Source organism: Opitutales bacterium, from assembly GCA_013215165.1.
GTDB lineage: Bacteria > Verrucomicrobiota > Verrucomicrobiia > Opitutales > JABSRG01 > JABSRG01.
This window is the reverse complement of sequence record JABSRG010000017.1, coordinates 39,995-53,001: the sequence shown is the minus strand read 5'-3', so window position 1 is coordinate 53,001 and position 13,007 is coordinate 39,995. Positions and strand designations below refer to the sequence as shown.

14 protein-coding genes and 1 tRNA gene are annotated in these 13,007 nt (G+C 50.3%); 9 read left to right on the top strand and 6 right to left on the bottom strand.

Translation table 11 applies throughout. The annotated features are described in order from the left end of the window. Window positions 1-341: 341 nt before the first annotated feature. A complete protein-coding gene (rny, locus tag HRU10_05390; GenBank protein NRA26667.1) occupies window positions 342-1,865 on the bottom strand; it encodes a ribonuclease Y in 1,524 nt (507 codons plus the stop codon). Window positions 1,866-2,087: 222 nt separating this feature from the next. Between rny and HRU10_05385 the strand changes: the two genes are divergently transcribed. Continuing rightward, window positions 2,088-3,248 carry a rod shape-determining protein RodA gene (locus tag HRU10_05385; GenBank protein NRA26666.1) on the top strand — a complete coding sequence of 387 codons (1,161 nt, stop codon included), beginning with the start codon at window positions 2,088-2,090 and terminating at the stop codon, window positions 3,246-3,248. A gap of 75 nt (window positions 3,249-3,323) precedes the next feature. After that, window positions 3,324-5,096, top strand: a complete 1,773-nt coding sequence (locus HRU10_05380; protein ID NRA26665.1) for an Rne/Rng family ribonuclease — start codon at window positions 3,324-3,326, stop codon at window positions 5,094-5,096. 22 nt (window positions 5,097-5,118) lie between these two features. Here the strand turns inward: HRU10_05380 and HRU10_05375 are convergent, their stop codons facing one another. From HRU10_05375 to HRU10_05365, 3 genes are all read right to left on the bottom strand, one after another. After that, entirely contained in the window at window positions 5,119-5,505 is a 387-nt protein-coding gene (locus HRU10_05375; GenBank protein NRA26664.1) for a CrcB family protein, read from the bottom strand. 147 nt (window positions 5,506-5,652) lie between these two features. Continuing rightward, complete coding sequence (locus HRU10_05370) at window positions 5,653-6,642, bottom strand: N-acetylmuramoyl-L-alanine amidase (GenBank protein ID NRA26663.1); 990 nt, start codon at window positions 6,640-6,642, stop codon at window positions 5,653-5,655. Window positions 6,643-6,700: 58 nt separating this feature from the next. Beyond that, the gene (locus HRU10_05365; GenBank protein NRA26662.1) at window positions 6,701-7,342 is read right to left on the bottom strand and encodes a translation initiation factor IF-3; all 642 of its coding nucleotides are present in this window, start codon (window positions 7,340-7,342) and stop codon (window positions 6,701-6,703) included. Window positions 7,343-7,656: 314 nt separating this feature from the next. Here HRU10_05365 and HRU10_05360 point away from each other — a divergent pair. The 7 genes from HRU10_05360 to HRU10_05330 all read left to right on the top strand — a co-directional run bounded on the left by HRU10_05360 (window position 7,657) and on the right by HRU10_05330 (window position 11,581). Further along, window positions 7,657-7,749: transfer RNA gene (locus HRU10_05360), tRNA-Ser, on the top strand. A gap of 116 nt (window positions 7,750-7,865) precedes the next feature. Next, window positions 7,866-8,495, top strand: a complete 630-nt coding sequence (locus tag HRU10_05355) for a TetR/AcrR family transcriptional regulator (GenBank protein NRA26661.1) — start codon at window positions 7,866-7,868, stop codon at window positions 8,493-8,495. A 2-nt stretch (window positions 8,496-8,497) separates the two neighbouring features. Continuing rightward, complete coding sequence (locus HRU10_05350; GenBank protein NRA26660.1) at window positions 8,498-9,817, top strand: AarF/ABC1/UbiB kinase family protein; 1,320 nt, start codon at window positions 8,498-8,500, stop codon at window positions 9,815-9,817. A gap of 91 nt (window positions 9,818-9,908) precedes the next feature. Beyond that, complete coding sequence (gene rplU, locus HRU10_05345; protein NRA26659.1) at window positions 9,909-10,223, top strand: 50S ribosomal protein L21; 315 nt, start codon at window positions 9,909-9,911, stop codon at window positions 10,221-10,223. A 27-nt stretch (window positions 10,224-10,250) separates the two neighbouring features. After that, entirely contained in the window at window positions 10,251-10,493 is a 243-nt protein-coding gene (gene rpmA / locus HRU10_05340) for a 50S ribosomal protein L27 (GenBank protein NRA26658.1), read from the top strand. 130 nt (window positions 10,494-10,623) lie between these two features. Then, on the top strand, window positions 10,624-11,289 hold the full coding sequence (locus HRU10_05335; GenBank protein ID NRA26657.1) for a sigma-70 family RNA polymerase sigma factor: 666 nt from the start codon (window positions 10,624-10,626) through the stop codon (window positions 11,287-11,289). Between the two features lie 52 nt (window positions 11,290-11,341). Beyond that, on the top strand, window positions 11,342-11,581 hold the full coding sequence (locus HRU10_05330) for a hypothetical protein (GenBank protein NRA26656.1): 240 nt from the start codon (window positions 11,342-11,344) through the stop codon (window positions 11,579-11,581). Window positions 11,582-11,588: 7 nt separating this feature from the next. Here HRU10_05330 and HRU10_05325 read toward each other — a convergent pair whose 3' ends face one another. Next, a complete protein-coding gene (locus HRU10_05325; GenBank protein NRA26655.1) occupies window positions 11,589-12,431 on the bottom strand; it encodes a S8 family serine peptidase in 843 nt (280 codons plus the stop codon). Continuing rightward, the gene (locus HRU10_05320; GenBank protein ID NRA26654.1) at window positions 12,428-12,943 is read right to left on the bottom strand and encodes a GAF domain-containing protein; all 516 of its coding nucleotides are present in this window, start codon (window positions 12,941-12,943) and stop codon (window positions 12,428-12,430) included. The genes HRU10_05325 and HRU10_05320 overlap by 4 nt, the downstream gene beginning before the upstream one ends. Between the last annotated feature and the right edge of the window lie 64 nt (window positions 12,944-13,007).

Below are 13,007 nucleotides of genomic sequence, written 5' to 3'. Positions count from 1 at the left end.
TTGAAGACGGCACAACAGTGCTTGGTTGGTTTTGGTTGTTTTTTCATCAACTGACTTCCTTGATCGGAAGTCCGCCAAAGCCAACCACTTTTTAATTTTTTAGCGCATCCCTATGGGATGGCTGTGAATGTGAGTATTTATAGTAGATCGTAATCGAGATTTGGCTGGTTACGAGTGCGCTCACAAAGCAAGAAGGTAGATCGACAAAATAAAGGCAGACACTCCGTCCACATGGGTGGATCGCCGTGTAAAGACCCAGCTTTTGGACCCCAATAACCCCGAACTTCTCGCGGCAACGGGGGACCTACACAAATATGACGATGTGAAATGGGAGAACGGTTTTATTTGGCTGTTTCCGTAAACCGCGTCTCGCGGATTACGGTGATTTTAACCGGATTGGGGAAATTGAATTCTTCTTCGATTTCGTTGCGTATTAAACGAGCGAGGCGGCGGGCTTCCTGATCGTCTACCTCTTCTGGAGAGACAATGATGCGGACCTCTCGACCCGCTTGGATCGCATAGGCGTCTTTCACTCCTTGGTGCTTAGATGCTAGCTCCTCCAGCGCAGAAATGCGGCGCACGTAGCCATCGATTGAATCAGACCGTGCTCCTGGACGCGTCGAAGAAAGTGCGTCCGCTACCATCAACAATGGAGCATACATACTTTCAGCTGGCACTTCTTCATGATGGGCTGCAACTGCATTCACGACGCGCATGTCCTCACCATTGCGCCGTAGCACTTCCGCACCAATGGCTGCATGCGAACCCTCGAATTCGTGGCTGACGCATTTCCCCATATCATGAAATAACCCTGCCCGCTTCGCGATATCTGGATCCAGTCCCAATTCTGAAGCGATGAGTGAGGCGATAAAGCCCACTTCAACTGAGTGTTCCAGGGTGTTTTGATTATTCGACAGACGATAGTGTAGCCGACCGACTAAGTCGGTTACCTCGCGCGGCATCTCAGGTAAACTCAAACGGCGCAGAGCCGTCTCACCCTGCTCCACAATCCGCGCATCCATGTCGCTTTGGATCTGCGCCACCGTATCCTCGATCGTCGCTGGATTGATCCGGCCGTCCTTCAATAGAGCAATCAAGGCCTGACGTGCCACCTCGCGGCGCACCGGATCGAAAGAAGACACCAGCACCATACCCGGCGTGTCATCAATGAGAAGTGTCGCGCCTGTTGCCGTCTCAAACGAGCGGATATTTCGCCCTTCTTTTCCGATGATTTTTCCTTTTTCATCATCGTTTTTGAGACGCACGTTAATAGCAGACGTCTCGTGGGCCGGATTCGTAGCAATGCGTTGCATCGCCGCCAACAACATGGCTTTTGCCTGACTATCGATCTCGTCTTCAGCCTGGCTCAGTCGCTCCATACGATAATTCGCAATCTCGCTAGCGATCCGCTGATCGGCGACTGCCATCAATTCTTTCTTAGCAAACTCGTGGCTAATTCCCGTCAAGCGGTGCAGCTTTAATTTATAAAGTCGTTGGTATTTCTCTGCTTCATGGTGCGCATCACTCAGCTCCTTCTCCTGCGATTCGAGCAGCCCCCGACGCGCTTCAGCATCTGCCTCCACCTGGGCGGCCTCCTCTAATTTTCGGGTGGCATCTTTCTCTCGTTGCTCGAAGTCAGCGAGCTGTCTCTTCCGTTCAATCTCGATCTCGGCTTGAGCCTGATCTAGAGCAGCACGCGTCTTAGCCTTAGCAGAATTCAGCTCCACCTCGGCCTCTCTTTCCGCAATAGCCCGGATACGTTTCGCATCATCCTTGGCCCGTTTCACCCAAGCGCTTCCGAAACCTACGAGAAGGATGATACCAACCAATAGGCCGACTACGAAGGCGACGAAAGCAGGGAGCATGAAGGAGCGTTAGGGAGAATAATGAAAGAGGATGGTAGCCAACCGGCGGTTGAGCCGATGCATCAATGAAGTTTAGTATCACAAGATCTTCAAGAAAAGATTGCTTAAGGGCTTGAAGCCGTGTGGGTTTTGGAAGTGCAGCAGTCCGTATTCGACAGGCAATATCAACGACTTTTCAAAAAGGAGTCGCTTGTGGATGCCGACTGGATCTCACCCATCTGCATGTTTGTGCTGCTCGTTATCGGTATTGCTTTTATCTATTCAGCCCAGCTTTCCTATGGAGGAGGAAGTTGGAAGCGACAGATATTTTGGATGGTTGCCGGAGGCGGTATCTATGTAGCCCTGGCGATAACGGACTACCGCATACTTTTATCCAAAGCCCACTGGATCTTCCTTGCCGCCCTTACCCTATTGGCTCTTGTGCACACACCTTTGGGAGTAACTCAAATGGGAGCAACCCGCTGGATCAATGTGGGCATTACGAACTATCAACCTTCTGAAGCCGCCAAAATCAGCGTCCTCATTATGGTGGCTAGTGTCTTGGCACGGTCGAAATTTGGAGGGATTAACGACTCTCTAATTGTATTGGCAAAAGTGGCGATAGTAGTTTGTGTGCCTGCCTCGCTGATTGCCACCCAACCTGACCTAGGCACCACCCTAGCCATGCCTCCCATGATCTTCGCCATGCTTTTTGCTTCCAACCTGAACCGACGATTTTTTGTCGGGACCTCAGTTGTTGTTGCGCTTGTATCTGCAGTGGTCGGCTTGGATATCTATCGTTATCATAATTTTCTGGAGGATCGAGGAATCACGGCTTGGGAAAATGCAAAAGTGCATGGCAGCCTCTATGAGAAAGAGTCGAAACTCCCGTTGCGCGATTACCAGCGTAATCGCATCTATGGATTTATCGCACCCGATGCTGCGGACCCGCATGGCAGCCAAATCACTTACAACGCCAAGCAATCATTCATTACAGTGGGAATAGGAGGGCTGATGGGCAAGGGATGGCTTGAAGGGACACAAGCAAAGCTGGGTTATCTTCCTCGTACTGTGGCTCATAATGATTTTATCTTTTCAATCATCGGCGAAGAGACCGGCTTCATCGGTGGTTTGATCATTCTAGGCATATTCACTATTTTGATAGCCAATGGGTTCCGCATCGCAGCATTAGCGCGGGATCACTTTGGCACACTCTTATGTGTGGGCGTGAGCACATTGTTCCTCGTCCATGTCTTTATTAACGTGGGTATGACTGTGGGACTCGCCCCAGTCACCGGACTACCCCTGCCTTTTCTAAGCTACGGAGGCTCCTTCGTTCTCAGCTGCTGCATCCTTCAAGGTCTCATCCAAAGTGTATACCGTCATCGAAAGAATTACTCATGAGTATACATTATCCCCTGACAGACAGAAGGTTGCACAGTTTGCGGCGCAGTTCCTCCGCAAAACCTATCGTGCAACATGGAAACAAAAGATCGTAAACTCGAAGTCATCGAGGATAAGCAAAACCAAACGGTTGAAGATAAACGCCGCGCCGAACTGCGGGAAAAGCCGGCCGAAAAGGTCGTCGAACGTGTCCCTGAGGACGAGTTAAAAGCCGGCGCCAAAGACCGCTCAAAGAAACGACCCCTGATTCAAAAAATCGTGCAAGCCATTACCCGAGAGAAACGCTCCTACAAGGAACTGGTCATCAACTCCGAACCACTCGAAAAACGCGTCGCCCTACTCGACGATGGCGTGCTGCAAAAATTTGAGGTCGAACGCGAAGGCGAAGAACGGATGGTCGGTGCGATTTTCAAGGGTAAGATCCAAAACTTGGAACCCGGCTTAAAGGCTGCCTTTGTCGATATAAACCAACCCAAGAATGCTTTCCTTCACTACTGGGATATCGTGCCTGCCGCAAACAATGAGGATTCGGGCATCGAAATTATCCGAGACAACAAGACTGAAGCACAGCGCAAATCCGGCTCTGAAAGCTTGTCGATTAAGGACGTGCCCAAGAAATTTCCGATCGGGACAGACATTGTCGTCCAGATCACTAAAGCTCAGATCGGAACTAAGGGCCCACGTACCACAACCAATATCGCGCTTCCTGGACGCTTCCTTGTCCTGATGCCTTTTTCTGGTCAGTGTGGTATTTCACGTAAAATCGAGTCACGCGAAGAACGTAATCGCCTAAAAACCATCCTCAAGGAACTCACCATTCCCGAAGGCATGGGCGTGATTATCCGTACCGCTGGTGAAGGCAAAAAAGCCCGTTATTTCGTCCGCGACCTCCATATTCTATTGAAAACCTGGGAGTCGATTCAGGCCAAGATTAACGAATTGAAGAAGCCTGCTTGCCTCTATCAGGAGCCCGATCTGATCGAGCGCACCGTCCGCGACTTCCTCACCGAGGATATTGACCGAGTATTGGTCGACAACAAGGAAGACTACGAGCGCATCCTGCGTGTCGTCTCCGCCATCTCTCCACGCTCGAAATCAAAGATTCACTTTTTTGGGGAAGACATCCCCATCTTTGAACGCTTCAACGTGGAACGTCAGATCGAACAAACGTTCATGCGCAAAGTGCCCTTACCCTCGGGTGGTGAAATCGTCATCGAGGAGACTGAAGCGCTCATCTCTGTAGACGTAAATACCGGCGGCCACCGTTCCGAGAAAAAAGACGGCAAAGACTTTATCTTACAGGCCAATCTCGAAGCTGCTTCTGAGGTCGCACGCCAGTGCAAACTGCGCAATATTGGCGGCCTCATCATTATCGACTTTATCGACATGAAGGCCAAGCGCGACCGCAATGCCGTCCTGGGACGCATGCGCGATGAGATGGCACGCGACAAGGCAAAGAATCACGTCCTACCCATCTCCCAGCTCGGCATCATGCAAATGACTCGCCAGCGCCATTCGGAGTCAAATGCTTCGCACATGTATACCGCTTGCCCGTATTGCAGCGGCAAAGGCATCGTAAAAAGTGCACGCACCATGTCCGTGGAGATTCAGCGAAAAATCACCAGCATTCTCCGTCACGAGCGCAACGGCACGAATCCAGAAGATAAGGTTCAACTGCGCGTCTATCTTCATCCGCTCAACCTCGAACGCCTACGCCATGACGACGAGCGTGTGCTACTTGAAATAGAAGATACCTACGGTTGCCGCCTGGCCTTCCGCGCTGATCCCGAGTTCCACATCGAGAACTTTAAGATCGTCGACGTGAAGTCTGGCCAGGAACTGCGCTAGGAGCGGGTATTTTAAGTCCCACCTACCTGACCCAATCAAGGATCTTCTGGGTCAGGTAATAAGTGCAAGACACCGCCGCGAAGGACCCGAGTACGTGCACAGCTGCATGACTGAGCGCGATGAGAATTTTTTGGTCCTGAATCAACTTCAAAGATTCTAGGCTGAATGCAGAAAAGGTTGTCAAGCCACCGCAAAATCCAAAAATCAACAAACCTTGCGTCTCCGCACTCAACGGCGTCGAAGCATTACGGACCAAGGCGAACAGGCAGCCGATCAATGCTGCCCCGATCACATTCACACAGAGCGTACCCCAGAAAAATTCGGCGTTCAGGCGCTGAACGATCGCAAAGCGCACAAGGCTCCCCAGAGCCCCGCCCACAGCAACCGCGATGATCAATAGGATAGGCATCTCATACCACCATGGATTTCTTATAGTAAATCGTGACGGTTGTCTTATTCGTCATCGAAATTTGTCAGTTTCCGAGAGCATTCATGATGCAAAAAGAAGTTCTGAGGACTCACTGCTTTCGCCCCGAAAAACTCGGTGAAACCCATCTTAGCCCCGTCCCCGGACTTCATTGAGCTTCTTCTGATATTGGAAAATCCCATTCTTAACTGTGTCTGCAAGGTGATTGATATAGGCCTCGCTCTTTAATTTTCGTGCCGTAGCTGGATGAGTCAAAAAACCCAGCTCAAGCAGCAGTCCAGGCACCTTCACTTCCCGCAATACCTGGAAGCGTGCCCGCTTCACACCGCGATCTGCTTCGTGCGGCAGTGCATCGATCAAAGAGCGCTGCAGCAGGCTCGCAGCCTGAAGATTCCACGTGTTGTTCCGGTTTCCTATATACGAACGGCCGTCACTACTACGACTGCGACTGGTAGAAGACGAAGGTTGGCCCTCTGGCGTCATCACAAAGGTCTCTATACCATGCACAGACTGGCTCGAAACCGCGTTGAAATGGATGCTAATAAACAGATCTGCGTTCGCCCGATTTGCGAAAGCCGCTCTGTCTTTAAGGGAGAGATAGCGATCACTTTCCCGGGTAAGCAGCACTCGGTATCCGAGCGCCTCCAGCTGTTTCTCTAGACGTTTTGCTACCTTCAGCGTCAGGATTTTTTCATTGATACCCATGGAGTTATTTATCGCCCCGTGATCTTTACCACCATGTCCTGGATCAATCACAATACGGTAAAGTTTGGGCTTCGGGTCTGTCTTTTGTGGCACTAAAAGCGGGTCAAGGGTCCGTGACAGATCACTCTTAGAAATCCAGAGTTTCCCCTGATATTGAGCAACAGGGAACCCCAGCGGATGTTTCAAGCCATTGAGATCAAAGCTACGCTGGTGAATTTTGAAATCGAGACGCGTCCACTGACTTTGCAAGCGCACCTGCTTCGAAGCGACCACGGTGATATGCCGCATCCCGTAGCGCGCAGCGATCGATTCGGCATCGACATAAACACGCCCGTGCAGCGTCTTCTCAGCTCCACTAAGGGAGCAGAATCCAAGAAAGATCAAACAACACGAGAGGAAACGAAGGAAAGGCATGACGCGTCGTAGTGAATAAACCCAGCCCTTAAGAGTTAGTTTCCAGGAGAAGGTTTACCTACTTTTCGTCTTCAGACAGGTCCTCGTCGAGCTCTTCTTCGTCATCGTCGTCATCAAGAACCTCATCATCCAGGCTGCCAAGCTTGAGCTTGCGACGCTCTTTGGGAAGCGGAGACATAAGCATACCCAAATTGCGCCCGGCGAACTTGGGATCGGCGTCCATCGTTCCAACGTGTTCTAGCTGAGCGACCACATTTTCCATGCGCCCAAAGCCCAAATCGCGGTGCTCATTTTCACGGCCGCGGAACGTGAGCGTGAATTTCACCTTATTTCCCTCATAAAGAAAACGCTCCGCCCGGCGGATCTTGGTATCAAAATCGTGCGCATCAATACCGAGCCGAAACTTGACCTCCTTTAGCTTGGAAGTGCCACTCTTCTTGTTGTCCTTCTTCTTTTTGGACTCCTCATACAGATATTTTCCGTAATCTAGGATGCGGCAAACAGGGGGCCGCGCAGTCGGTGAAATCTCAATCAAATCCAATCCAGCATCCTGGGCAAGCTTGAGGGCTGTTTTCGTTTCCAAAACGCCGAGATTCTTTCCATTCGGTCCAATGACACGTATCTCGGGTGCTCGGATTCTATCGTTTCTGCGGGGGCCGCGATCTCGTGACTTAAAACGGCGATTACCGGGTCTAGGCATTAATCAGTCTGGGTATTATGTGTGTTTATGAGGTAGTGGCTGACGCCATTAAAAAGCCAACCTTGCCCCCAGTTCCCTCTATTTCAACGTCAAACTGACCCTCTTTTCAAGCGACTGAAATGAATTGCGAGTCGAATGCAGCCTTATAATTCATAAGAAGAGAGAGGGCTGAGCCGCGGTTCCGAGCGAGTAAAGCGAGCAAAAAGACCGGTTTGCGCACAGCGTAAATCCGGACCAAGCAACGCGTCAGCCTCACAAAACTATTGATCTTACCAAAAACTTCCGAATGTATAAAAGCGTCCAACGGCAATTGAGGAGAGATGGCTGAGTGGCCGAAAGCAACTCTTTGCTAAAGAGTCGTACCTCCAAAAGGGGTACCGCGGGTTCGAATCCCGCTCTCTCCGCCATTCTGCAGAACAAACTAGCAGAATCAGATAAGCACTTATTAACCTGAGTAGCAAATCTCCAAATCTTCGCCTCATTTGACTCAACACCTGTGCCGATATGTTGATGTATGGCCGATATGGACCGAGATAGATTCATCGATGCTTACATTGATCACGTGCTCGAACACGGAAAGCCACCGGTTACTGTGTGGAAGTTTTGCAAAGGCGTCGGCATAGCTGAAGTGGATTTTTATAAACTATTTTCCTCACTATCCGTGTTGGAGGCATCGATCTGGGGAAATGTCGTCAGCGGCACCATTGAAACATTGAACGCAGATGAAGACTACGCTGGCTACAGTGCTCGTGAAAAGTGGTTAGCGTTTACTTACACTTATTTAGAGAACCTCAAAAACTACCGCACGTTTGCGCTCGAACGCTTCCCGAGGGAAGCAGGAAGCCTCTGTTGTAAGCGGCTCCAAAAAATGGAAACGGCGGTTACGGAATTTGCCGAGAGCGTCGTAGAAGCAGGAAAAGAGGACGGTTCCATCGCCGATCGTGGTCGGCTACTCGATCTCTACCCAAGGGCATTTTTCGGGCACGTGCTCTGGATCACCCAATTCTTTTTGGATGACGAATCTGAGGGCTTCGAGCGCACCGATGCAGCCATTGAGAAGTCCGTAAATCTCGCCTTTGATCTCACAGGAAACCAGGTCTTAGACAGCATCTTCGACTTCGCCCGGTTCATCATAGGCAAACCCGCCCAATAGCCATGCAGGAACAATCCAGCATACCCAAAAGCAAAATTTCACGCGCGGCGACTCTGGCATCAACAGGTGTCAAAATAGGCTCCAATTACGCACGCCACTTCGCCAAAAAGGCGGTCGGTAAAGCCGATAAGGAGACACTTAATCAAGACAACGCCAAGGCTAGCTACGAAGCCTTTAGCCGCTTGAAAGGTGGCCCATTGAAAGTGGCGCAGCTTCTCAGCCTCGATCGAAACATCATTCCGCAAGCTTTCCGGGACCAATTCACGCAGGCTCAATATTCGGCCCCGCCCCTTTCGTTCCCGCTGGTCGTTCAGACTTTCAAGAAGCAATTCGGGAAGCATCCAGACGAAATGTTCGATTCATTTTCCCGGAGTGCAATCAACGCGGCTTCGATTGGGCAAGTCCACCGTGCCACGCGCGATGGGCATACCTATGCTGTCAAAATCCAGTATCCCGGAGTCGCGGAGAGCTTGAAGTCAGACATTCGCATCGTGAAGCCCTTCGCTACACGGATGTTCAACCTCACTTCGGCAGATGTAGAAAAATATTTTGTCGAGATGGAAGCCCGCCTTTTAGAGGAAACCGACTACCACCTCGAACTTCAGCGTTCCGTTGATCTGTCACAAAAATCTGCCGACCTCCCGCTTACCCGTTTTCCGAATTATTACCCCGACATGTCGAGTGAGCGTATTATCACAATGGACTGGATTGAGGGTGAAATGCTCGATCAATACGCTCAGCGTATGGACGGCTCCCCCGAAAGTCAGCTCGTTGGCCAAGCACTTTGGGAGTTCTACCACTTTCAGGTTCATACTCTACGCGCTTTCCATGCCGATCCCCACCACGGCAACTTCATCGTAAAAGACAATACTCTTTGGGTGATCGATTTCGGCTGTGTCAAGGTTGTTCCCGACGACTATTATTACGATTATTTTCAGCTTCTGGATCGTGAGCGCCTCTATGACGACGCGATCTTTACCGAGATGCTCGAGAAGTTGGATCTGGTTTTCCCGGACGATGGACCTGCGGAGCGCCGTAAACTTGTTGAGATCTTTCGCGAATCCATCGAGCTACTCGGACGCCCATTTCACACTCAGGAATTCGACTTTGCGGATCCAAAATACATGGACGAGATCGCGGCGTTTTCTGAAAAGACGAGCCGAGATGAAGAGTGGAAGCTTATTAGCTCTGGCCGCGGCAACCCACATGCGCTCTACATAAATCGAGCCTATTTTGGCCTCTATAACATAATGGCCAACATGAAGGTGAAAATCCACGCAAAGCTGCCGGATTGGATTACCACATTAGAGAAATCCGGGTGACAAAATCTAGGCCACAACTGAGAAATCCGGCCTCGATTCTACAAAACTCTTGCCAAGGTGGTCGATTTCCGACTTTTTCGAATCTTTTCCCATGAAAGCGACAATTAAAACGCAAGGACAACAATTTACAGTTTCTGAAGGCGACATCCTCAAAGTTTCTCGCCTCCGCGACTCAGAGGAGGGCTCTAGCATCGATATCAACGAAGTGTTGATGATCCATGATTCCGAGGCTCCCAAGATCGGCACTCCTCTCGTTGAAGGTGCTAAGGTCACAGTGAAAGTTCTGGAAAACAAGCTCGATAAGAAGCTCACCGTCTTCAAGAAAAAGCGCCGCCAAGGCTACAAGCGCAAACGTGGTCACCGCCAATCGCTCTCCGTGATCAAGGTCGAATCAATCACCGCATAACCTAATCAATTCTAAAATTATCCTCCGATGGCACACAAAAAAGGACAAGGAACTTCTAAGAACGGCCGCGACAGTAATCCCAAGATGCTCGGGATTAAGAAATATGGGGGCGAGGCTGTATTAGCTGGAAACATTCTCGTTCGCCAGCGTGGTACACGTTTCCACCCGGGCGCAAACGTAGGTATCGGCCGTGATCATACACTCTTCGCTCTGTCTGACGGCAAAGTGGAATTCGACAAAGCTCACCGAAAAGTGAATGTCGTTAGCTAAGGGCCCCTTCTCGTATTATCTCACTTCAAAAACGCCTTCCTGACGGAAGGCGTTTTTGCGTACCCATCCTTTCGTTACAGAACTAAAATAGCTTGCCCCTTCATGACGTTAAAAATCTTTTAACACTCCAATGAGCCGACACATCGCAGATATTGACCTCGCCGAGCGGGCGCTTGCCGGCGACAGTAGTGCATCTGAAGAAATAAAAGAAATCCAGGATGGATTGATGGCGTATTTCCTCTCCCGTAAAGTCAAGCAGCAGGACGCAGAGGATGTTATCAGCCGCATCTGGGAAAAGTGTTTTCCTTCAGATCCAGAGCGCATCAGTATTTTGACTCGATATACTGGAGCGACTGGACTGAAACCCTGGTTCATTACCATCGGGCTGAACATCCTTATCGATTTCCACCGCAAGCAGTCGCGACTCGTCTACCTTGCTGAGCCAGAGGTTTCACCCGGAAGGGTCGAGGAAACTCCAATACATAAAACAACCCCAGGGGCTGAAACGGAATTGGTAACCAGCATGATTCGAGACGCCTTTAAAGAAGCACTGGAAGCCATCCCGTTGGAAGAACGCCTTATCCTTACGCTCATTTTCTTTGAGGGGATCCAACGCCAAGAAGTCGCACGGTGTTGGGGTTGCTCCAATGCCCGTATTACTCGAATAACTCAGAAAGCTGCGGTTCAAATCCGTGAAGAGACACTAAATTTGATTCGAAAACGTGAGCCTTGGCTGGAAGTTGAATGGAGCGATGTGCTCAAAATAGCTGCATCGGTAAGAAAACTCACTTTCTGATGCAAATCGCGACTCTCGGCGCGTATATGTCGTTACCACGTTAAATATTGTAATGAATACCAATGAATTCGAAGACTTGTTCGCCTTAATTGCGGACCTGGCACCCGATGCAGAAGGTCGCCAGCAAACCATCGAAGAGCCGCCTGTTTCGGTAAGCGATGAGGAATTAACGCGTCTAGCCCAAGGTGAACTGAGGGCAGAAGAGCGCAAATCTATCTGCCTCAAACTGCATCAAGATCCCGAAGGCATCAACCGTCTAGCTGTGCTTATCCGCTCGATGCGTATCGCCTGATCTTTTGTTACAGATCTGGAAATAGAACCGTTATCACTTCTTCACCGAAAAGACATGATAGCGGGATCTCTAGCTCGCCAAGGCGCATAAGCATTGCCTTCAGCTCCCAAAAGCCCAGGTTAGGCCATACTTCAAGGGCCCGCGCGATCAATGCAGTCGCGATCGGTGCGGCGAAACTTGAACCGGTCATGGAACGCCAGATGCCTCCTTTCCAGGGACAGTTAACCCACTCACCTGGGACCGTTAGATCAATAAAGGTTCCTGGCTGGGCAGACAGCGTCAGTTTTGCCCTTCGCTCCGAAGCAGAAACTCCAAAAACCGAGGAGAAGCTGGAAGGATATTCCTCTTGCTGAATATCTCGATTACTTGCCGCGGCAACGATTCGACAGCCTTCGCGATATGAACGGTCTACCCAGTCTTTGTAAACCCAAAGACGCTGCAAAAGCGGGCTACCAAAACTGCAGTGAAGCACCTGAGAGCCCGATTGAATAGCATGATGCGCTGCAGAAGAAATAGCCCCGGCACGACCGCGATTTTGCCCGTCCAAAACTTGATAACTATCCAGGCACACCCCAGGCGCCAGGAGACACAAAATTCCTGCAACCGCAGTACCATGGCCGAACGCATCCCCAGCATTCTGGGCATCTACTGCAACTACAGTATCGTCTGTATGGATCTTGAAGTCCTCCCCTCCTCTATTGCGACACAACGCAGGATGTCCCCTATCCACTCCCGAGTCCAATACAGCCACAGAGATTCCATCTCCGCGACTTGAACGCATGGCATCGACGAGGTCTCCAGCACGGGTCTCATCAAAACTCCAAATCGACTCGGATTGCCACGAGTTCATGGCTTCTTTTTCCAATCTTCCTCTAAATAACGCGATAACATCGCACTCAGGTCATGCATTTCTTTGAGGTGACCCAGGCCAAAGCGCCCTGTTTCATTGAGAATCACTGCGCTGACAACACCTCGCAGATCACCCCATAAATAGATCGGCACGACCATCATCGCCTGGGTGCATTGACTCAATTCCAAGTCGATCTGTTTGCTATGGTCGGGATGTGACGACACATCATTAGCAACCACACCTTCTCCGCTGTGAAACACCATGCTCACAATTCCCGAATCTAGAGTCTGACTTAGCTTTAGTTCCAATTCATCAGCCATTGGTCCAGTATTAATACACACTACAAGAGACTCATCACTCTGATCATACCACCAGAGACTGCCCTCATCCGCACCGATAGAGTCGATTGTTTTTTGCAATATTGAACGCGTCTCTTCAGTGACCAGGGCGTGTAAGTCCTGAGAAGACACAGGATGATTTGAAAAAGAACCGTGAGCATCGTCTGGCTGCATACTCACAGACCGTGGATAGCTCTTTAGTGTATGAAAAGGCAAAACGTCGATGAGGTTAGATGTA